This window comes from Streptomyces seoulensis (assembly GCF_022846655.1).
Classification (GTDB): domain Bacteria; phylum Actinomycetota; class Actinomycetes; order Streptomycetales; family Streptomycetaceae; genus Streptomyces.
In genome coordinates this window covers 6347898-6367724 of the sequence record NZ_AP025667.1, presented here as the reverse complement: position 1 = coordinate 6367724, position 19827 = coordinate 6347898, and the positions used below count along the sequence as shown (strand labels likewise).

Sequence of the window (19827 nt, the reverse complement as noted above, 5' to 3'; positions counted from 1 at the left end):
GGGCGATCCGGCACCTCTCGAACATCTGCCCTGTTCGGGATAGCCTCCGCCCATGGCGAACGGTCAGTGGTACCCCCCGGAGTGGCCCGACCGCATCCGCGCCCTCGCGGACGGCACGCTCACTCCCGTCGTCCCCAGGCGGGCGGCGACCGTGCTGCTGCTCAAGGACACCCCGGCCGGACCGGCCGTCCACATGCTGCGCAGACGCGCCTCCATGGCCTTCGCCGGAGGCGCGTACGCGTATCCGGGCGGCGGTGTCGACCCCCGCGACGACGACCACCACGTCCGCTGGGCGGGCCCCACGCGCGCGTGGTGGGCGGACCGGCTGGGCATGGACGCGGGCGACGAGGCGGGTGCCCAGGCGATCGTCTGCGCCGCCGTGCGCGAGACGTTCGAGGAGGCGGGCGTCCTGCTCGCCGGGACCGGCCCGGACTCCGTCGTCGGCGACACCAGCGGCGACGACTGGGAGGCGGACCGCGCCGCCCTGGTCGCGCACGAGCTGTCCTTCGCCGAGTTCCTGGACCGCAGGGGGCTGGTGCTGCGCTCCGACCTGCTGGGCGCGTGGACCCGCTGGATCACCCCCGAGTTCGAGTCCCGGCGCTACGACACCTGGTTCTTCGTCGCCTCCCTGCCCGAGGGCCAGCGCACCCGCGACCTGTCCACCGAGGCCGACCGCACCGTGTGGACACGGCCCGCCGAGGCCGCCGCCGGGTACGACCGGGGCGAGCTGCTGATGATGCCGCCCACCATCGCCACCCTGCGCCAACTGCTGCCCTACGGCACGGCCGCCGAGGCCCTCGCCGCCGCGCCGGACCGCGATCTCACCCCGGTGCTCGCGCGGGCCCGGCTGCTCGACGGGCGGGTGGAACTGAGCTGGCCGGGGCACGAGGAGTTCACCAAGCACGTACCGGCCGCTCCGGGCCCGCGGGGAGGCGTGGCATGACCGACGCCGCCGCCCTGCCCGGCCAGCCCCGTGACGCGGTCCGCTCCGGCCCGGCGACCGAACGCGCCGTCAACGTGCTCGCGCCCAACGCCTCACCCATGACCCTGGACGGCACCAACACCTGGATCGTCGCCGAGCCGGACTCCGACCTCGCCGTGGTCATAGACCCCGGCCCGCTGGACGACGGCCACCTCCGCGAGGTCGTCGACGCGGCCGAGAAGGCGGGCAAGCGGATAGCGCTCACCCTGCTCACCCACGGCCACGCCGACCACGCCGAGGGCGCGTCCAGGTTCGCCGAGATCACCGGCACGCGCGTGCGTGCGCTGGATCCGGCGCTGCGGCTCGGGGACGAGGGGCTGGGCGCCGGTGACGTGGTCACGGTCGGCGGCCTGGAGCTGCGGGTCGTGCCCACCCCCGGCCACACCGCGGACTCCCTGAGCTTCCATCTCCCGGCCGACCGCGCGGTGCTCACCGGCGACACCATCCTCGGGCGCGGCACGACCCTCGTCGCCCATCCGGACGGCCGCCTCGGTGAGTACCTGGCCTCGCTGCGTCGGCTGCGCTCGCTGACCGTGGACGACGGCGTGCACACCGTCCTGCCGGGCCACGGCCCGGTCCTGGAGGACGCCCAGGGCGCCGTCGAGTTCTACCTCGCCCACCGCGCCAACCGCCTGGCCCAGGTAGAGACGGCCGTGGAGAACGGCCACCGCACGGCCGAGGCCGTGGTGGCCCACGTGTACGCCGACGTCGACCGCTCCCTGTGGCCGGCGGCGGAACTGTCGGTCCGGGCGCAGTTGGACTACCTCGGCGAACACGGGCTGATCTGAGCCTTGGCCCGTCAGCGTGGCCGCGTGATCACGATGGAATGGGACGGCCTCACCGACCGCGGGCAGTTCGGCGGGATGTACCTCCAGGAGCGGGACCACTTCGCGGACCTGGCGCGGGACGCCGACTGGAACGCCGTGTTCGAGGAGCTGGGCGGCCGTCCGGGATGGGCCAACCTGCCCCGGCCGGGCATACGCAGCGGGTTCGCCCCGCTGCAGGCACCCACTACCGCGTGACCACCACGGGCTGGTCCGGGATCTGATCCCGGCGACGTCGGCATCAGCTAGGAGGCCGGGCTGCCGCTCTTCTCGCCGTGCACGCGCGCGTACTCCGCGGCCAGCCAGGGGCCCAGGTCGTCCACGTAGCCGCGCAGGATGGCGGCGTCGCCGACGGGTTCGCGGCCGTAGCGGGCCGCCACGCGCATCGGGGCGGCCCGGCGCGGGTGGTACGCGCCGCACACCTCCGCCATCTCGTCCAGCTCGCTCGTCCAGCCGTTCCAGCGGGGCATCACCAGCGTGAAGCCGGTACGCACCAGGTGCCGGGACATGAAGCGGACCAGCGGACGCCGGGCCTCCTCGGTGTCGGCGGCACCCGCGATCCGCTCGCGCCAGCGCGGGAGCAGCCGGGCCAGGTCGCCGTTGGTCTCGCGGGCGAGCAGGGAGCCGGGCCGGTAGCGGGGCAGTCCACCGGCGATGTCGTCCCCGAGCAGCGGGGTGCACAGGCAGGCCAGGAACCAGCCCAGGTCGTACCGCTCCGCCTCGCTGACCAGCCGGGCCCGGCTGTACAGCAGGGTGCCCACGCCGTCGATCTGCGGGAACCGCCGGTCCAGGTCCCTGCCGAGGTCCGCCGCGGCGGTCCGGTCGGCGTCGGCCGGCTCGGTGCGCAGCGCGACCAGCAGGTCCAGGTCGCTGCGTCCCACGCGCGCGGTGCCGCGCGGGACGGACCCGTAGAGGTAGCCGCTGTGCAGCCGCGCCCCGAAAGCCTCCGTCAGCCCGGCCCGCGCTGCGGCCACGACGGGACGGAACGCGTCCTGCACGCGCGCGAGGGACCCTTCACGGGCGATGAACCCCTCGGCGTCGAGGCCGTGGGGCACTGGTGGTCCGGACATGCGGCCACTGTGCACCGCCGGAGGTGGCGGTGCAGGTGAATTACCGGGGACGGGGCCTCACCCGGCGTCGGCCGGCACCGACGGAGCCCGTCCGGCGATCGCGGACGAGGCCCCTCGGGGCCGACCGGGCAGTCGCCCGGTCGGGACAGGCGTCAGCGGGACCGCTTGGCCAGCCGCTCCACGTCCAGCAGGATCACCGCGCGGGCCTCCAGGCGCAGCCACCCGCGCTGGGCGAAGTCGGCGAGCGCCTTGTTGACCGTCTCGCGGGAGGCGCCGACCAGTTGGGCCAGCTCCTCCTGGGTGAGGTCGTGCACCACGTGGATGCCCTCCTCGGACTGCACGCCGAAGCGGCGCGACAGGTCCAGCAGGGCGCGGGCGACGCGGCCGGGCACGTCGGAGAAGACCAGGTCGGACATGGCGTCGTTGGTCTTGCGCAGGCGGCGCGCGACGGCGCGCAGCAGGGCGCCGGCGACCTCGGGGCGTGCGTTCAGCCAGGGCTGGAGGTCGCCGTGGCCGAGGCCGAGCAGCTTGACCTCGGTCAGCGCGGTCGCGGTGGCCGTACGCGGGCCGGGGTCGAACAGCGAGAGCTCACCGATCAGCTCGCTGGGGCCGACGACGGCGAGCATGTTCTCGCGCCCGTCGGGGGAGGTGCGGTGCAGCTTGACCTTGCCCTCGGTGACGACGTACAGCCGGTCTCCGGGGTCGCCCTCGTGGAAAAGGGAGTCGCCGCGAGCGAGGGTCACCTCACTCATGGAGGCGCGCAGCTCCGCGGCCTGCTCGTCGTCAAGAGCCGCGAAGAGCGGGTTGCGCCGCAGAACGTCGTCCACGAGTTCTCTCCTTGTCGACCTGCTCAGGGGATGTTCCTCCCCAGCGTGCCAGGGGACCGTGTTCCCCGTTTTGCCGGACGGTCCAAACAGTGTGATCTGTCACAAGGATGCCGCACAGGTGTCCCGAGGTAAGCGGCAGGGGTCCAATCGGGGGCCGATCTTCGAGGTCCGGAGCGGATGTCGGTGCCGGGCTCTAGGCTGGCCGGGTGTCCAAATCGCCGGTGAGAGCGCAGGCCGAGGGGGCTGGGCAGGTGGTTGCACGACGTGATTCCGCCGTGGGCGAACAGGATTCCGATGGAAGTGGCAAAAAGGTGAAATCCATAAAAAATGCCCCGGCGAAGAAGGCGCCCGCGAAACGGTCCGGCTCGGGCGCGACCCCGTCCGGTGAATCCCACACGGCCCTGGTCCGCCGCGCCCGCCGCATCAACCGCGAACTCGCCGAGGTCTATCCGTACGCCCACCCCGAGCTGGACTTCCGGAACCCCTTCCAGCTCGTGGTCGCCACGGTCCTGTCGGCCCAGACCACCGACCTGCGCGTCAACCAGACGACCCCGGCGCTGTTCGCCAAGTACCCCACCCCGGAGGACCTCGCGGCGGCCGACCCCGCCGAGGTGGAGGAGATCCTGCGGCCCTGCGGCTTCTTCCGCGCCAAGACGCGCTCGGTCATAGGGCTGTCCAAGGCGTTGGTGGAGGACTTCGGCGGCGAGGTGCCCGGCAGGCTGGAGGACCTGGTCAAGCTGCCCGGTGTCGGCCGCAAGACGGCGTTCGTGGTCCTCGGCAATGCCTTCGGCAGGCCCGGCATCACCGTGGACACCCACTTCCAGCGGCTGGTGCGGCGCTGGAAGTGGACCGAGGAGACCGAGCCCGACAAGATCGAGGCCGCGGTCGGCGCGCTCTTCCCCAAGAAGGACTGGACCGACCTGTCCCACCACGTCATCTGGCACGGCCGCCGCATCTGCCATGCCCGCAAGCCCGCCTGCGGCGCCTGCCCCATCGCCCCGCTCTGCCCGTCCTACGGCGAGGGCGAGACCGACCCGGAGAAAGCCCGCAAGCTCCTGAAGTACGAGAAGGGCGGCTTCCCCGGCCAGCGGCTCGACCCGCCGCAGTCCTATCTGGACGCCGGCGGCATCCCGGCCCCGCCGCTGGGGGCCGGATGACGGAACGATCTCGGGGCACGCGAGCGTTGGACACGGCAGGAGGGGGCGGTCATGACGTACACGCGTGACACGCACGAGGGTCCGGTGGCGCTGCGCAGGGAGGGTCTGCCGGACTGGCTGGAGCCGGTGGCGCGGGCCGCCGAGACGGTCCAGCCGCTCCAGCTCAGCCGCTTCCTGCCGCCGGAGGACGGCGGCGGCCGCCAGTCGGCGGTGCTGATCCTGTTCGGCGAGGGCGAGCGCGGCCCCGAACTGCTGCTGATGGAGCGCTCCGGCTCGCTGCGCTCCCACGCGGGACAGCCCTCCTTCCCCGGCGGCGCCCTCGACGCGGTGGACGGCGACCCCAAGACCGACGGCCCGCTGCGGGCGGCGCTGCGCGAGGCGGAGGAGGAGACCGGGCTCGACCCGGCCGGCGTCCAGCTCTTCGGCGTGCTGCCCGCCCTCTACATCCCGGTCAGCGAGTTCGTCGTCACCCCCGTCCTCGGCTGGTGGCGCGAGCCCAGCCCGGTCGGTGTCGTCGACCCCAACGAGACCGCCCGCGTCTTCACCGCCCCCGTGGCGGATCTCACGGACCCGGCCAACCGCGCCATCACCGTGCACCCCAGCGGCCATCGGGGCCCCGCATTCCTGGTCGAATCGGCCCTGGTGTGGGGCTTCACGGCCGGTGTCATCGACCGCCTGCTGCACTACGCGGGCTGGGAGCGCCCCTGGGACAGAACCCGGCAGGTCCCGCTCGACCGGTGGTCGTGACAGGGTGTCGTGCGTGATCCTTGGGCGGAGAAAGTCGATGGGCGGGGCCTGAAGCGTTGAACGTGCTGGACATCCTGTTGTTGCTGGCCGCCGCGTGGTTCGCGGTCGTGGGCTACCGCCAGGGCTTCGTCGTCGGCATCCTGTCGGTGATCGGCTTCCTCGGCGGCGGCCTGCTCACCGTCTACGCGCTGCCCCCGGTCTGGGACGCCGTGACCCATGACGCGGAGGTCAGCACCGCGGCCGCCGTCGTCGCGGTCATCGTCGTCATCGTCGTCGCCTCCGTCGGGCAGGCCCTCACCACCCACCTGGGCAACAAGCTGCGCCGCCACATCACGTGGTCCCCGGCCCGCGCGCTGGACGCCACCGGCGGCGCCCTGGTCAACGTGGTCGCCATGCTGCTGGTCGCGTGGCTGATCGGCTCCGCCCTCGCCCAGACCACGCTGCCGACGCTCGGCCGGGAGGTCCGCGGCTCCAAGGTGCTGGTCGGGATGGACCAGGTGCTGCCCGCGCAGTCCAACACCTGGTTCAAGGACTTCACCTCGGTCCTCGCGCAGAACGGCTTCCCGCAGGTCTTCAGCCCGTTCTCCGACGAGCAGATCCGCGAGGTCCAGCCGCCCGACCCGGCCCTCGCGGGCAGCACCGTGGCCACCAGGGCCCAGCGCTCCATCGTCAAGGTCACCGGCACCGCCCGCAGTTGCGGCAAGGTGCTGGAGGGCTCCGGCTTCGTCTTCGACCGGCGGCGCGTGATGACCAACGCCCACGTCGTCGGCGGCGTCGACGAACCCACCGTCCAGATAGGCGGCGAGGGCCGCAAGTACGACGCCACGGTGGTGCTCTACGACTGGCGGCGCGACATCGCCGTGCTGGACGTGCCCGACCTCCAGGCGCCCGTGCTGCGGTTCGCCGCCGGGGACGCCGAGAGCGGGGACGGCGCGATCGTGGCCGGCTTCCCGGAGAACGGCGCGTACGACGTGCGCGCGGCGCGCGTGCGCGGGCGCATCACGGCCAACGGCCCGGACATCTACCACCGGGGCACGGTCGGCCGTGATGTGTACTCGCTCTACACCACCGTCCGCCAGGGCAACTCCGGCGGCCCGCTGCTGACCCCTCAGGGGAGGGTGTACGGCGTGGTGTTCGCCAAGTCGCTGGACGACGCCGAGACCGGATACGCCCTCACCGCCGACGAGATCCGCCAGGACATCGCCCGGGGGCGCACGGCGAACAGTCAGGTGGGTACCGACAACTGCGCCCTGTGACGGCCCACATGGGGCCGGGGCGGGTCAGCGGTGCGGCGGAGGCTCAGGCGCGCGTGGTGTGACGCAGGCGCACGGACACCCAGCGGGCCCGGCGGCGCAGGATACGCGGAATCCCCACCCTCGGGTCCGCCTCCGCGAGTTGCGGCGTTCCTCGTTGTGGCGATGTCGGCCCGGAGACCGAGCGTCGTTCGCGGGGTGCGTCACCGTAGTCGTGCGTCCAGCCCATACCCCGACGTGTGCCCCCGGCCCAAGGTCCATAACCACCTCCGGGCCCCCCGATCGGCCTATGCGTCAGGCATGTGGCAGTTCGGTGGACAAGTTGTCCGAAACGGTCGGGAAAACGGACACTCAGCGCACCCGAACGGTCACCGATCGGGTTCGGGGTCCTTCAGCCAACTGATCAGCTCGGTGGAGAACGCCACCGGGTCCTCCTCGTGCGGGAAGTGCCCGAGCCCGTCGAACAGCCGCCAGCGGTACGGCGCCTCCACGTACTCGCCCGAACCGGCCGCGCTGCGCGTCCGGGTGACCGGGTCCAGCGAGCCGTGCAGATGCAGCGTCGGCACCCGGACCGGGCGCTTCATCCGCCGGTTGAACTGGATGCCGTCCGGCCGCGCCAGCGAACGCACCAGCCAGCGGTACGGCTCGATCGAGCAGTGCGCCGTCGACGGGACGCACATCGCCCGCTGGTACGCCTCCACGTCCGCGTCCTCCGGCAGCCGGGGGCCGGACCAGTTCCGGATCAGTTCTCCCACCAGCGCGCCGTCGTCGGCGGTGAGCTGGCGCTCCGGGATCCACGGCCGCTGGAAACCCCAGATGTAGGAGCTGGCCGCCGTCTGCCGGGCGTCCCGCAGCATCGCCGCGCGCCAGCGCCGGGGGTGCGGCATGGACACCACGGCGAGCCGCCGCACCAGCTTCGGCCGCATCGCCGCCGCCGTCCACGCCAGGTAACCGCCCAGGTCGTGGCCGACCAGCGCGGCGTCCGGCTCGCCGAGCGAGCGGATCACCCCGGTGACGTCCAGCGCGAGGTTGGCCGGGTCGTACCCGCGCGGGGTGCGGTCGCTGCCGCCGACGCCCCGCAGATCCATGGCGACGGCCCGGTAGCCCGCGCCCGCCAGCGCGGACAACTGGTACCGCCAGGTCCACCAGAACTGCGGGAAGCCGTGCAGCAGCAGCACCAGGGGGCCGTCGCCCAGTTCGGCGATGTGGAAACGCGCGCCGTTGGCGGCGACGTCCCGGTGCGTCACCTGCTCCCCGGAGGGCAGGTCGAGGCGTACGGCTGGTGCGGCGGCGGGTTCCGTCATGAGGACGAGCGTGCCACAGCCTTGCGGGTGCGGTCCGCCGCAGGCAGCTCGCGCGGGTGCGGCTTGGCCTTCTGGAGCACGCCCGCCGACTGCTTCATGGACGCGGCGACCTTCTGCGGGCCCTTGCTCTTCTTGGCCTTCTTGGCGAACGTCACGCCGATCAGGGCGAGCAGGCCGGCCAGCAGCACGTTGGCCGCGAAGGACAGCAGGAAGCACACCGCGAGGTTCCAGTGGCTCCAGGTCCGGATGCCGTACGCCAGCGCGAAGTTGAGCATCGGCAGCGAGAACACCAGCACCGCGCCCGCGACCGAGAAGGCCCCGCCGCTCGCCGCGCCGCGCTTCACGTCCCGCTTGAGCTGCGCCTTCGCCAGCGCGATCTCGTCGTGCACCAGCGCCGACATCTCGGTCGTCGCCGAGGCGACCAGTTGGCCGATGCTGTGTTCGGCGCCGACCGGGCTGCCGTCGGGTGCGCTCATCGCGTTCTCTCCCTCTGCTCTGTGGTGCCGTCTTGTTTTGTACCGTCTCGTCAGATCATGCCGGACGACCGTTCTCATCGCCTGCCCCGCCCGGCACTTCGGCACGCGCGTGGCGCGCGGCGGCGGCCAGCTCGGCGGCCGTGCGCCGGTGCTCGGCGGCCTTTCCCTCGTGGATCTCGGCCATGCGCAGGTGGTACGCCGGGTCGTCCTGCTCATAGACGTCGGGGATGCCGTCCAGGTCCTCGTCGCGCTCCTCGTCCTCGCACAGCCGCCGGTACCTGGCGTTACGTATCTTCAGCAGCACGGTCGCACAGATGGCCGCGATCAGCGATCCGACGAGGACGGACGCCTTCACCTCGGCGGTCATGGCGGCGTCGCCGGTGAAGGCCAGCTCGCCGATGAGCAGGGAGACGGTGAAGCCGATCCCGGCGAGCGTGGCGACCGCGAACACGTCCGCCCAGGCCAGCCCGTCGCTCAGCGAGGCGCGGGTGAAGCGCACGGTCAGCCAGGTCCCGCCGAAGACACCGATCGTCTTGCCCACGACCAGCCCGAGCACCACGCCGAGCGTCTCCGGCTGAGTGAACACCCGCGCGAGCGCTCCGCCGGACACCGGTACCCCCGCGCTGAACAGCGCGAACAGCGGCACCGCGAGCCCGGCCGACAGTGGCCGCACCAGGTGCTCCAGCCGTTCACCCGGTGACCGCTCCTCACCCTCACGGGTGACGCAACGGAGCATCAGGCCCATCGCCACACCGGCGATGGTCGCGTGCACGCCGCTGTTGTACATCAGCGCCCAGATCACCAGCGCCAGCGGCACGTACACGTACCAGCCGCGCACCCCCTTGCGCAGCAACAGCCAGAACAGGGCCAGGGCGGCGACGGCCCCGCCGAGCGCGGCGAAGTCGATCCGGCTGGTGAAGAAGACCGCGATGATCAGGATGGCGAAGAGGTCGTCCACCACGGCGAGGGTCAGCAGGAAGGCGCGCAGCGCGCTGGGCAGCGAGGTGCCGATCACCGCGAGGACGGCCAGCGCGAAGGCGATGTCGGTGGCGGTCGGCACCGCCCAGCCGGCCGCCGAGCCGCCTCCGGTGAGGCTGGTGAGCGTGTACACCAGCGCGGGTACGGCCATCCCGCACAGCGCGGCCACCACGGGCAGTACGGCCGCCTTGGGGTCGCGCAGGTCCCCGGCGACCAGTTCCCGCTTCAGCTCGACCCCGGCGACGAAGAAGAAGATCGCCAGCAGGCCGTCGGCGGCCCAGTGGGCGACCGAGAGATTCAGGCCGAGGGCGGAGGGGCCGAGGTGGAAGTGGCTGACGGCTTCGTAGGCGTGGCTCAGCGCCGGGATGTTGGCCCAGATCAGCGCCGCGACGGCGGCGGCGAGCAGGAGGACACCGCCCACGGTCTCGGTGCGCAGCGCATCCGCGACAGCGGTCCGCTCGGGCAGCGACAGGCGGTCGAGTGCCTTGCGGGCGGCATTGGGGGTGCGGGGCGCGGCCACGGTGGGGACCTCCGGGTGGTGGGCATGACGGATCGCTTGCCGACCAGACTTCCCGGCGCACCTTGAGGCACTGACATGTGCCGAACTTTCTCGACTTTACCCAAGGCCGCATCCGGGCGCACCCGTACGGCCTCGGGGTGAGGGGCGCCCCGGCGCGGTCACCGGGACACCCCTCGTCCTGCTGTTCCTGCTGGGCCTCGCTCAGCCCTCGCTCAGTCCTCGCTCGCCGAGGACGGCAGCTTGGACTGGATGAGCGTCATGACCGTGGAGTCCGTCAGCGTGGTGACGTCTCCGAGCTGACGGTTCTCCGCCACGTCCCGCAGCAGCCGGCGCATGATCTTCCCGGAGCGGGTCTTTGGCAGCTCAGCGACCGGCAGTACCCGCTTGGGCTTGGCGATCGGGCCGAGGGTGGCGCCGACGTGGTCGCGCAGCTCGGCGACCAGCTTCTCGTCCTCGGCGGCCGAGCCGCGCAGGATGACGAACGCGACGATGGCCTGTCCGGTCGTCTCGTCGGCCGCGCCGACGACGGCCGCCTCGGCGACGGCGGGGTGCGACACCAGCGCCGACTCCACCTCCGTGGTGGAGATGTTGTGGCCCGACACCAGCATCACGTCGTCCACGCGGCCGAGGAGCCAGATGTCCCCGTCGTCGTCCTTCTTCGCGCCGTCCCCGGCGAAGTACTTGCCCTGGAAACGCGACCAGTACGTGTCCAGGAACCGCTGGTCGTCGCCCCAGATGGTGCGGAGCATCGACGGCCACGGCTCGGTGAGGACCAGGTAGCCGCCGCCCCCGTTCGGCACCTCGTTGGCCTCGTCGTCGACGACGGTGGCGCTGATGCCGGGCAGCGGGCGCTGCGCGGAACCGGGCTTGGTCTCGGTCACGCCCGGCAGCGGCGAGATCATCATCGCGCCGGTCTCGGTCTGCCACCAGGTGTCCACGACCGGGGTGCGGTCGGCGCCGATGTTCTTGCGGTACCAGACCCACGCCTCGGGGTTGATCGGCTCGCCCACCGAACCCAGCACCCTGAGCGAGGTCAGGTCGAACTGTGCGGGGATGTCGTCGCCCCACTTCATGAACGTCCGGATCGCGGTCGGCGCGGTGTACAGGATCGAGACCCGGTACTTCTCGACGATCTCCCAGAAGCGGCCCTGGTGCGGGGTGTCCGGGGTGCCCTCGTACATCACCTGCGTCGCGCCGTTGGCCAGCGGGCCGTACACGATGTACGAGTGGCCGGTGACCCAGCCGACGTCGGCCGTGCACCAGTAGACGTCCGTCTCCGGCTTGAGGTCGAACACGGCCCAGTGGGTGTATGCGGCCTGGGTGAGGTAGCCGCCCGAGGTGTGCAGGATGCCCTTGGGCTTACCCGTGGTGCCGGAGGTGTAGAGGATGAACAGCGGGTGCTCCGCGTCGAACGCCTCCGGGGTGTGCTCGGCCGACTGGCGCCCGACCAGCTCGTCCCACCACACGTCCCGCTCGGCGTCGAACGCCACGTCCTGCCCGGTACGGCGGACCACCAGCACGTGCTCGACGGTGCCGGCCTTGGCGACCGCGTCGTCCACGGCGGGCTTGAGCGCGGACGGCTGGCCGCGGCGGTATCCGCCGTCGGCGGTGATGACGACCTTGGCGTCCGCGTCCTTGATGCGGGTGGCCAGCGCGTCCGCGGAGAAGCCGCCGAAGACCACCGAGTGCGCGGCGCCGATGCGGGCCGAGGCCAGCATGGCGATCGCGGTCTCGGGGATCATCGGCATGTAGATGGCGACCCGGTCGCCCTTGCGGACACCCAGCTCCAGCAGCGCGTTGGCCGCCTTGGAGACCTCGTCCTTCAGCTCGGCGTAGGTGAGGGAGCGGCTGTCGCCCGGCTCGCCCTCGAAGTGGATGGCGACGCGGTCGCCGTTGCCGGCCTCCACATGCCGGTCCACGCAGTTGTAGGCGACGTTCAGCTCGCCGTCCTCGAACCACTTGGCGAACGGCGGGTTCGACCAGTCCAGCGTCTTCGTCGGCTCCTTGGCCCAGCTCAGCCTGCGGGCCTGCTCGGCCCAGAAGCCGAGCCGGTCGGCGTCGGCCTTTTCGTACGCCTCGGCCGTGACGTTGGCGTTCGCGGCCAGATCGGCCGGCGGCGCGAAGCGTCGCTCCTCCCGAAGAAGGTTGGCCAGGCTCTCGTTGCTCACGACATCTCCCTTTCCCAGGGTGTCCGTTGTGTCCCAGGCCACACCTCATCAGACGTCGGGGCTGATGACAAGGGTGGACCGCAGAATTGGTTTAGACCTTTCTGCGGTCACCGGGCGGGGTGGCCACTCAGACCAAGCTGCCCACCTCCGACCCCTCTCGCACGTCCTCTCTCACGTCGTGGAACACCTCTCCGTCCCCCTCGTCCCCGAGCAGGTACGCCCGCGCCTCGCCGACGTGGAAGTACATGCCGTGCAGCTCCAGCGCACCGGCCGCCAGGGCGCGCGCGACCGGCTCGTGCGCCCGCAGGTGCGCCAGTTGCTGCACCACATTGGTCAGGCACAGCTCCTCCACGGAGTCGGCCACCGGTCGCGCGGCCAGCCTGGGCCGCTCCGGGCGCCCGCCGGCCATCCGGTCCAGGCTCGGCTCCCCGTGCCGCAGCCACCGGCGCAGCGGGGTCGTCGCGGCACCGGGTTCCGCGGTCAGCAGGGCCTGCATCGCCCCGCATCCGGAGTGCCCGCACACGGTGATCGACCTGACCCCGAGCACGTCCACCGCGTACTCGATGGCGGCCGCCACCGAGTCGTCGGAGTGCTCCTGGGCGGGCGGCGGCACCAGGTTGCCGACGTTGCGCACCACGAACAGGTCGCCGGGACCACTGGCGGTGATCATCGAGGTGACGAGCCGGGAGTCGGCGCAGGTGAGGAACAGTTGTGAGGGCCGCTGCCCCTCCTTGGCCAGCCGGGCCAGCTCCTCCCGCACCAGCGGCGCGGTGTTCCGCTGGAACGAGCTGATGCCCCGGGCGAGTTCATGGGTGTCGGTGCGGGGGCGGGTCGTCCTGGAGCCGGCCGTCTCGCGCAGGGCGTCCGCGCCAAAGGGCGCGGCGGAGTCCTCCGGCACGCCGGGTGCCCGCTCCCCAGCCGCCGGCAACGGCACGTCGCACCGGTGATTGCGCCACGGTGTCCAGGGGCGGCACCGGCAGACGGTGGAGGAGGGGGTGCCCGCGCTCCGCACTCCGGTACGGCGGTCCTTCAGCTCGGCGGAGCCGCCCCGCGCGGTGTGGGAAGTCTTCCAGTCCTGGAGCGACTCGTACGCCGCGTGGTCCATGAACGAACCGTCCAGCTCCACCACGGCACGGGCACCGTGGGGCACGCGGTGCAGGGCTCTGCTGAGCCGGGGCACGGCGAGGAAGGTCAACTGGCCGCGTACATGGACGTGATGGACGCCCTCCTTCTCGCTGTGCGTGATGCGGGTGTGGGTGAGGCGGTGCAGGGCGAGGGCGACGGCCACGGCGATACCGAGGAGCACGCCCTCCAGGACACCGAGGCAGATCACGCCGAGGGTGGTGACGGCGTACACCGGTACCTCACGGTGCCGGGTCACCGTGCGGATGTGGTTCAGGGACACCATCTGGATGCCGACCGCCATCACCAGTGCGGCGAGCGAGGCGAGCGGGATCTGCTCCAGGAGCGGCACCATCAGCAGGGCGGCGATCACGACCAGGACGCCGTGCAGCATGGTGGAGTTCCGGCTCACGGCACCGGAGTTCACGTTCGCCGTACTCCGCACGGCCACCCCGGCGACCGGCAGTCCGCCGAGTGCGCCGGAGACGATGTTGGCCGCGCCTTGGCCGAGCAGCTCGCGGTCGAGGTCGGAGCGCCCGACGCGGGCGGGACCGGTCCGGGCGGAGGCCAGCTTGTCCACGGCCACCGCGCCGAGCAGCGACTGCACGCTGCACACCAGGGTGGTGGTGAGCACCGCGGCGACGATGCCGAGCGTCGGCCCCTCGGGGAGCCCGGCCAGGGCGTGGCTGCGCCAGGACGGCAGATCGACGCGGGGCAGGGTCAGTCCGGTCAGCGCCGCCGTCACGGTGGCCCCGATGACGGCGACCAGAGCGGCCGGGACCTTGCGCAGCAGGGTGCCCGCTCGGCCGGGGATGCGGGGCCAGGCCAGTAGGAGGGTCAGGGTCAGCGCGCTCATCGCCACGGCGGCCGGATCGAGGTGGGCCAACTGGGCGGGGAGCGCGCGCAGGTTGGCGAGGACGGAGCTGTCCGGGCTGCCGCCGAGCACGATGTGCAGTTGAGCCACGGCGATGGTGACACCGATGCCCGCGAGCATGCCGTGCACGACCGCCGGGCTGACGGCGAGCGCGCCGCGCGCCACCCGCAGACAGCCGAGGCCGAGCTGGGCGATCCCGGCGAGGACGGTGATGCCGCAGGTCGCCCGCCAGCCGTACTGGTGGATGAGGTCGGCGGTGACCACGGTCAGTCCGGCCGCGGGCCCGCTGACCTGCAACGGGCAGCCGCCGATCCGTCCGGCGACGATTCCGCCGACCGCCGCGGCGACCAGACCCGCCTGGAGCGGGGCGCCGGTCGCCAGGGCGATGCCCAGCGAGAGCGGCAGGGCGATGAGGAAGACCGCGACGGACGCGGAGATGTCGGCGCTCTCGACGCGGAAGCGGCGGCGTCGGGGCGGTGGGCTGGTGTGGGGCGGGGAGTGCTGGGTTCGAGGGGGTGCGCAGGCTGGCATGTTCCCGTCTCCTCCGGGGCAGCGCGGTCGCGGACTGGGGGGTTCCCGCCAGGGGCGGGGGGTTCGGTCGCGGCCGTGGGTCACGGCGTGCAGCGGCGGGATGGTTCAACGCTCGGTAAACGGATCGTAATCCAGAGTAAAGGCTCGGCATATCTTTTCGAAGCAAATGGCACATATGTGCACTCTGCCGAGTGAAGCGGGCATTTAATCGGCTTGTCGTATTAATTCCTTCTCGACCCCGTGCGACCTTGACGGCCCCGCCGGGAGGAATCCGGCGGATCGCCAGAAAACGCCCTCACCGGCGTTCGCCTGAGAGTTCGCCCGAGAGAAGGAAGAAGGTGGGCGGAACATGGCCGCCACCCAGAGGATCGCCGTCTGTGCCGTGGTCGCCGCTGCCGGTGCCGCGTCCCTCGCCGGCTGCGCCGGCTCCGACGGGACGAAGGAAGGTGCGCCCGGCCCGCAGAAGGGCGCCCCGGCTCCCAAGAGCGTCGTCCGGCTGATCGGCGACGGCTCCACCGCGTACACCGGCGCGCAGCCGCACCTGCCCCGGCCCGAGAAGCTGAAGCCCGGTCAGAAGCCGCCGCAGTTCGTGGTGTTCTCCTGGGACGGCGCGGGTGAGGACAGCCAGAAGCTGTTCTCGCACTTCCGCAAGGTCGCCAAGGACAACCGCGCGAACATGACGTTCTTCCTCAGCGGGGTGTACATGCTGCCGGAGGAGAAGCGGGACCTGTACAAGCCGCCGCAGCACTCGCCGGGGCGCTCCGACATCGGCTTCAACGACGAGCAGGGCATCGCCGACACCGCCAAGCAGGCGCGCCTGGCCTGGCTGGAGGGCAACGAGATCGGCACCCACTTCAACGGTCACTTCTGCGGTCCCGAGGGTGGGGCCGGCCAGTGGTCCGTGGCCGAGTGGAAGAGCGAGATCAGCCAGGCCAAGGAGTTCGTGAAGACCTGGAAGACCAACTCGGGCCTGAAGAAGTCGTCGCCGCTGCCCTTCGACTACGACAAGGAACTCATCGGCGCCCGCACCCCCTGCCTGGAAGGGCAGAAGAACTTCGTCAAGGCGGCGAGCCAGATGGGCTTCCGCTACGACTCCAGCGGCGTCAACGACCAGGTGTGGCCGAAGAAGAGGCAGGGCCTGTGGGACCTGTCCATGCAGTTGGTCCCCTTCCCCGGCCACACCTTCGAGCAGTTGACCATGGACTACAACTTCATGGTCAACCAGTCCGGCACCCAGACCCAGGGCGACCCCGACAAGTTCGCCACCTGGGGCGACGAGATGCGCGACGGCCTGCTCAAGGGCTTCTACCGCGCCTACGACGGCAACCGCGCACCCCTGATCATCGGCAACCACTTCGAGTCCTGGAACGGCGGCACCTACATGCGTGCCATCGAGGACGTGGTCAAGGAGGTGTGCACCAGGTCCGAGGTCCGCTGCGTCTCCTTCCACCAGCTCGCCGACTGGCTGGACGCCCAGGACCCGCAGACGCTGGCCAAGCTGCGCACCCTGGAGGTGGGTGAGACGCCCAAGAAGGGCTGGGCCTCCCTGCTCTCCGGCCGCCCGGCACCGGCGCCGAAGGGCGTCCCCGGAGCGCCGGCCGCCAGGCAGTAGGCGTCAGGCGGGGGTCGCCACGCTCTCGCCGAGCACGAAACCGGGGTCGACCTGCGCCGCCAGGTCGGCCCCGGTGCGCTCGTTGCCCCAGGACCGGGCGTTGCGCAGATGGAAGTGGACCATCTGGCGGGTGTAGCGCTCCCAGTCACGCAGCCCGTACGTCGCGTCGGCGGCGGCGCGCAGTTCTTCGAGCGCGCGGACGTTGCCGTCCTCCAGGAGGGCGAAGCGGGGCGGACGCCCCTTCTCCATGGCGCGCACCCAGTCCGAGTGCCCGACCGTCACCAGGAGGTCGTCCCCGACCTCGTCGCGCAGGAAGTCGACGTCGTCCGGTCCCTGGACCTTGTTGCCGACCACCTTCAGCGTGACGCCGAAGTCGCGGGCGTACTCCCTGTACTGGCGGTAGACGGAGACTCCCTTCCGGGTCGGCTCGGCGACGAGGAACGTCATGTCGAAGCGGGTGAACATGCCGGATGCGAAGGAGTCCGAACCCGCGGTCATGTCGACCACCACGTACTCGTCCGCGCCGTCGACGAGGTGGTTCAGGAACAGCTCCACCGCACCCGTCTTGGAGTGGTAGCAGGCGACCCCGAGGTCGGCTTCGGTGAAGGGGCCGGTGACCATCAGGCGGACGGCGCCGCCGTCGAGTTCCACCGGGCGGGCGCAGGCGTCGTAGATCGCGTCGGGCCCGCCGATGCTGACCAGCCGCGAACCGCCACCCGGCGGGGTGGTCTTGATCATCGTCTCGGCCGAGGCGATGCGCGGGTTGGAGCCGCGCAGATGGTCCTTGATCAGCGGCAGCCGGTCGCCCATCGCGGGCAGCGCCGCCGCTTCGGACTCGTCGAGGCCGAGGGCGGGCCCGAGGTGCTGGTTGATGTCCGCGTCGATGGCGACGACCGGGGCTCCGGCGGCCGCGAGATGGCGGATGAAGAGGGAGGAGAGCGTGGTCTTGCCGCTGCCGCCCTTCCCGACGAAAGCAATTTTCATGTTCACCAAGCGTAGTGGTGACGTAGCTGTATGTGCCGGGAAGGGGGAGAAGGTCACTCCTTCGAGGGGTGTGGCGGCTGAAGAAGGGGTGCCGGTCGGCCGTCGGGGCGGCCGCGTAGGGTCGACCTCATGAGTACGACAGGAGCGACCGCAGATCCGCTCGCGGCCCTGGGCTCACTGCCCGGCGTGGCCGACTCCGTGGAATCCGTGCGCAAGGCCGTGGACCGGGTCTACGGACACCGGATCATGCGCCGCCGCAGCAACGCCGTCACCTCCGAGGCGGCCCTGCGCGGCGCCCGCGGCTCGGCCGCGCTGTCCGGAGCCGACTGGGCCCTGGAGGAGGTGCGGCGCCGCACCGACTTCAGTACCGGCGGTGAGGCGCAGGTCATGGGCGCGGCACTGCGGCTCACCGCCGAGGCCGGGCAGTTGCTGTCCATCTGGCGGCAGTCCCCGCTGCGGGTGCTGGCCCGGCTGCACATGGTGGCCGCCGCGAGCGACGGTGACGAGGTCGGCCGCCCGCGTCGCGCGGGCGAACTCGCCGACGAGCCGCTCATCGAGCTTCCGCTGCCGGACGCCCCGGAGGTCTCCGGACGGCTGGACGGCCTCGCGGAGCTGGTCATCGCCGGGTCCTCCGCGCCCGCGCTGGTGACGGCCGCCGTGGTGCACGGCGAGCTCCTCGCGCTGCGCCCCTTCTCCTCCCACAACGGGCTGGTGGCGCGCACGGCCGAGCGGATCGTCCTGATCGGCAGCGGTCTGGACCCGAAGTCGGTGTGCCCGGCCGAGGTCGGCCACGCGGAACTGGGCCGGGCCTCCTACCTCGCCGCGCTCGACGGCTACGTCTCCGGCACCCCCGACGGCATGGCGGCCTGGATCGCCCACTGCGGCCGGGCGGTCGAGCTGGGTGCGCGCGAGTCGACGGCGGTGTGCGAGGCGCTGCAGCGCGGCGCGGCCTGACCTGCCCATGCGAAAGGCCCCCTGGGAAGGGGGCCCGAGCAGGGTTGCGGCGGTACGAGTTCTCGTACCGCCGCTGGCACGTTCACCGGGTTACCAAGCGTCCTCGTGATGTTGCTCATCAGGTCGGGGTCTTTGCCCGGCCCTGGTGAAGCAGGCCCGTAATCGACGGTCCGACGTCGCGTGGGTGCCCTGTGTCGATGCGAGGTCCGTGGGGCCAGATGCGTAAAGGTAGGGAATCCTCTCGGATGTCCTTGGTCCCGCAGGCCGTTGATTCATTTGTACTGCAACCACGGGGCAAGCGGAACCCCTGCCCGCACTTCTTTACTTTTACCTTCAAACAGGGGTGAATCGGTCAGACGCTCGTGGCCCGCCGCTTGCTCGCGTACCAGACGAGGCCGGCGGTCGCGGCCGCCGCGCCCAGAGCCGCCGCCGCGACGACCACCGGGCGGGGTGCGGAGAGTGCGGGCAGGCGCTGCTTGAGGCGGACCGGCTTGCGGAACTCCAGCACCGGCCAGCCGCGCGAGACGGCCTCCCGGCGCAGCGCGCGGTCGGGGTTCACGGCGTGCGGGTGGCCGACGGCCTGGAGCATCGGCAGATCGGTGACCGAGTCGCTGTAGGCGAAGCTCCGGTCGAGGTCGTACCCCTCGGAAGCGGCCAGCTCCCGGATCGCCTCGGCCTTGGTGGGGCCGTACGCGTAGTACTCCACCTCGCCGGTGAAGCAGCCGTCCTCGCCGACCACCAGCCGGGTGGCCACCACCCGGTCGGCGCCGAGTAGCTCGCCGATCGGCTCCACGACCTCGGCGCCGGACGTGGACACGATCACGACGTCGCGGCCCGCCGTGTGGTGCTCCTCGATCAGCGAAGCGGCCTCGTCGTAGATGATCGGGTCGATCAGGTCGTGCAGGGTCTCGGCCACGATCTCTCTGACCTGTTGCACGTTCCAGCCCCGGCACAGTGCGGAGAGGTACTCCCGCATGCGCTCCATCTGGTCATGGTCCATACCGCCGACCAGGAAGACGAACTGGGCATATGCGGTGCGCAAGGCCGCCCTGCGGTTGATCAGTCCGCCTTGGTAGAACGACTTGCTGAAGGTGAGGGTGCTGGACTTCGCAATGACCGTCTTGTCCAGGTCGAAGAAGGCCGCTGCGCGAGGCAAGGAGTGGTTTTCCACGTCCCTGAGCATAGGCGCCCACCATTCGGCGTAAGGTGGGGCGTGTGGGTTTGCCTGAGAAGCCTCTCGGGTACACCATGGAAGTCACGGATCGTTCGCGACCGTGCTAACCCCGGTCCGACTCCTCCCCCCCCGAGTCGGACCGTGGGGACGACCCCCGCTCTCCCCCCCGGCGGGGGTCGTCGCATGTCCGGACGCGTTTTCCTCCTCCTTCGGCCGGTACGAGACCGGTGCTGGGCGGCTGCGGCCGCCCTTTCGTCATGCCCATGTTTG

At 71.6% G+C, this 19827-nt stretch carries 18 protein-coding genes; 8 read left to right on the top strand and 10 right to left on the bottom strand.

What is annotated here, in order from left to right:
• Positions 1 to 52 precede the first annotated feature (52 nt).
• The 3 genes from HEK131_RS29270 to HEK131_RS29260 are packed head-to-tail and all read left to right on the top strand — an operon-like array spanning position 53 to position 2004.
• Positions 53 to 943: an NUDIX hydrolase gene (locus tag HEK131_RS29270; protein WP_161147723.1), complete on the top strand. Its 891-nt coding sequence runs from the start codon at positions 53 to 55 to the stop codon at positions 941 to 943.
• A complete protein-coding gene (locus HEK131_RS29265) occupies positions 940 to 1770 on the top strand; it encodes an MBL fold metallo-hydrolase (RefSeq protein WP_217465080.1) in 831 nt (276 codons plus the stop codon). The genes HEK131_RS29270 and HEK131_RS29265 overlap by 4 nt, the downstream gene beginning before the upstream one ends.
• 24 nt (positions 1771 to 1794) lie before the next feature.
• Entirely contained in the window at positions 1795 to 2004 is a 210-nt protein-coding gene (locus HEK131_RS29260) for a hypothetical protein (protein ID WP_244451810.1), read from the top strand.
• Positions 2005 to 2051: 47 nt separating this feature from the next.
• On the opposite strand, the gene HEK131_RS29255 is transcribed toward HEK131_RS29260, so the two are convergent.
• A complete protein-coding gene (locus HEK131_RS29255; protein ID WP_244451809.1) occupies positions 2052 to 2876 on the bottom strand; it encodes a nucleotidyltransferase domain-containing protein in 825 nt (274 codons plus the stop codon).
• Positions 2877 to 3028: 152 nt separating this feature from the next.
• A complete protein-coding gene (locus HEK131_RS29250; RefSeq protein WP_023547771.1) occupies positions 3029 to 3703 on the bottom strand; it encodes a Crp/Fnr family transcriptional regulator in 675 nt (224 codons plus the stop codon).
• Between the two features lie 311 nt (positions 3704 to 4014).
• On the opposite strand from HEK131_RS29250, the gene nth reads away from it, so the two are divergent.
• Genes nth through HEK131_RS29235 form a run of 3 tightly spaced genes read left to right on the top strand, consistent with a single transcriptional unit; the run spans position 4015 to position 6863 of the window.
• The gene (gene nth / locus HEK131_RS29245; RefSeq protein WP_217465082.1) at positions 4015 to 4860 is read left to right on the top strand and encodes an endonuclease III; all 846 of its coding nucleotides are present in this window, start codon (positions 4015 to 4017) and stop codon (positions 4858 to 4860) included.
• A 51-nt stretch (positions 4861 to 4911) separates the two neighbouring features.
• Positions 4912 to 5607 carry an NUDIX hydrolase gene (locus tag HEK131_RS29240; protein WP_217465083.1) on the top strand — a complete coding sequence of 232 codons (696 nt, stop codon included), beginning with the start codon at positions 4912 to 4914 and terminating at the stop codon, positions 5605 to 5607.
• Positions 5608 to 5663: 56 nt separating this feature from the next.
• Positions 5664 to 6863, top strand: a complete 1200-nt coding sequence (locus HEK131_RS29235) for a MarP family serine protease (protein WP_244451808.1) — start codon at positions 5664 to 5666, stop codon at positions 6861 to 6863.
• Positions 6864 to 6906: 43 nt separating this feature from the next.
• Here HEK131_RS29235 and HEK131_RS29230 read toward each other — a convergent pair whose 3' ends face one another.
• The 6 genes from HEK131_RS29230 to HEK131_RS29205 form a co-directional block, all read right to left on the bottom strand.
• Positions 6907 to 7089 carry a hypothetical protein gene (locus HEK131_RS29230; protein WP_244451807.1) on the bottom strand — a complete coding sequence of 61 codons (183 nt, stop codon included), beginning with the start codon at positions 7087 to 7089 and terminating at the stop codon, positions 6907 to 6909.
• Between the two features lie 139 nt (positions 7090 to 7228).
• Positions 7229 to 8164, bottom strand: a complete 936-nt coding sequence (locus tag HEK131_RS29225) for an alpha/beta fold hydrolase (RefSeq protein WP_217465085.1) — start codon at positions 8162 to 8164, stop codon at positions 7229 to 7231.
• Positions 8161 to 8640 (bottom strand): phage holin family protein, encoded by a 480-nt coding sequence (locus HEK131_RS29220; RefSeq protein ID WP_217465086.1) that lies wholly within the window; start codon positions 8638 to 8640, stop codon positions 8161 to 8163. Before HEK131_RS29220 ends, HEK131_RS29225 begins: the two co-directional genes overlap by 4 nt.
• A 55-nt stretch (positions 8641 to 8695) precedes the next feature.
• Positions 8696 to 10138 carry a Na+/H+ antiporter NhaA gene (gene nhaA / locus HEK131_RS29215; protein WP_244451806.1) on the bottom strand — a complete coding sequence of 481 codons (1443 nt, stop codon included), beginning with the start codon at positions 10136 to 10138 and terminating at the stop codon, positions 8696 to 8698.
• Between the two features lie 212 nt (positions 10139 to 10350).
• Positions 10351 to 12306, bottom strand: coding sequence for an acetate--CoA ligase (gene acs / locus HEK131_RS29210; RefSeq protein WP_217465088.1), 1956 nt, complete (start codon positions 12304 to 12306; stop codon positions 10351 to 10353).
• A 127-nt stretch (positions 12307 to 12433) separates the two neighbouring features.
• On the bottom strand, positions 12434 to 14833 hold the full coding sequence (locus HEK131_RS29205; RefSeq protein WP_244451805.1) for a SulP family inorganic anion transporter: 2400 nt from the start codon (positions 14831 to 14833) through the stop codon (positions 12434 to 12436).
• Positions 14834 to 15182: 349 nt separating this feature from the next.
• On the opposite strand from HEK131_RS29205, the gene HEK131_RS29200 reads away from it, so the two are divergent.
• A complete protein-coding gene (locus tag HEK131_RS29200) occupies positions 15183 to 16445 on the top strand; it encodes a hypothetical protein (RefSeq protein ID WP_217465090.1) in 1263 nt (420 codons plus the stop codon).
• Positions 16446 to 16448: 3 nt separating this feature from the next.
• Here HEK131_RS29200 and HEK131_RS29195 read toward each other — a convergent pair whose 3' ends face one another.
• Entirely contained in the window at positions 16449 to 17429 is a 981-nt protein-coding gene (locus HEK131_RS29195; RefSeq protein ID WP_244451804.1) for an ATP-binding protein, read from the bottom strand.
• A 129-nt stretch (positions 17430 to 17558) separates the two neighbouring features.
• Between HEK131_RS29195 and HEK131_RS29190 the strand changes: the two genes are divergently transcribed.
• Positions 17559 to 18383 carry a Fic family protein gene (locus HEK131_RS29190; protein WP_161147736.1) on the top strand — a complete coding sequence of 275 codons (825 nt, stop codon included), beginning with the start codon at positions 17559 to 17561 and terminating at the stop codon, positions 18381 to 18383.
• Positions 18384 to 18735: 352 nt separating this feature from the next.
• Here the strand turns inward: HEK131_RS29190 and HEK131_RS29185 are convergent, their stop codons facing one another.
• The gene (locus HEK131_RS29185; RefSeq protein WP_244451803.1) at positions 18736 to 19566 is read right to left on the bottom strand and encodes an HAD family hydrolase; all 831 of its coding nucleotides are present in this window, start codon (positions 19564 to 19566) and stop codon (positions 18736 to 18738) included.
• Positions 19567 to 19827: the final 261 nt, after the last annotated feature.

What these genes read in the sequence shown, in the direction of transcription:
- HEK131_RS29270 (WP_161147723.1), top strand. Translation starts at nt 53, where the DNA reads ATGGCGAACGGTCAGTGGTACCCCCCGGAGTGGCCCGACCGCATCCGC.
- HEK131_RS29265 (WP_217465080.1), top strand. Translation starts at nt 940, where the DNA reads ATGACCGACGCCGCCGCCCTGCCCGGCCAGCCCCGTGACGCGGTCCGC.
- HEK131_RS29255 (WP_244451809.1), bottom strand. Translation starts at nt 2,876, where the DNA reads ATGTCCGGACCACCAGTGCCCCACGGCCTCGACGCCGAGGGGTTCATC.
- HEK131_RS29240 (WP_217465083.1), top strand. Translation starts at nt 4,912, where the DNA reads ATGACGTACACGCGTGACACGCACGAGGGTCCGGTGGCGCTGCGCAGG.
- HEK131_RS29230 (WP_244451807.1), bottom strand. Translation starts at nt 7,089, where the DNA reads ATGGGCTGGACGCACGACTACGGTGACGCACCCCGCGAACGACGCTCG.
- HEK131_RS29225 (WP_217465085.1), bottom strand. Translation starts at nt 8,164, where the DNA reads ATGACGGAACCCGCCGCCGCACCAGCCGTACGCCTCGACCTGCCCTCC.
- HEK131_RS29220 (WP_217465086.1), bottom strand. Translation starts at nt 8,640, where the DNA reads ATGAGCGCACCCGACGGCAGCCCGGTCGGCGCCGAACACAGCATCGGC.
- HEK131_RS29205 (WP_244451805.1), bottom strand. Translation starts at nt 14,833, where the DNA reads ATGCCAGCCTGCGCACCCCCTCGAACCCAGCACTCCCCGCCCCACACC.
- HEK131_RS29200 (WP_217465090.1), top strand. Translation starts at nt 15,183, where the DNA reads ATGGCCGCCACCCAGAGGATCGCCGTCTGTGCCGTGGTCGCCGCTGCC.
- HEK131_RS29195 (WP_244451804.1), bottom strand. Translation starts at nt 17,429, where the DNA reads ATGAAAATTGCTTTCGTCGGGAAGGGCGGCAGCGGCAAGACCACGCTC.
- HEK131_RS29190 (WP_161147736.1), top strand. Translation starts at nt 17,559, where the DNA reads ATGAGTACGACAGGAGCGACCGCAGATCCGCTCGCGGCCCTGGGCTCA.
- HEK131_RS29185 (WP_244451803.1), bottom strand. Translation starts at nt 19,566, where the DNA reads ATGCTCAGGGACGTGGAAAACCACTCCTTGCCTCGCGCAGCGGCCTTC.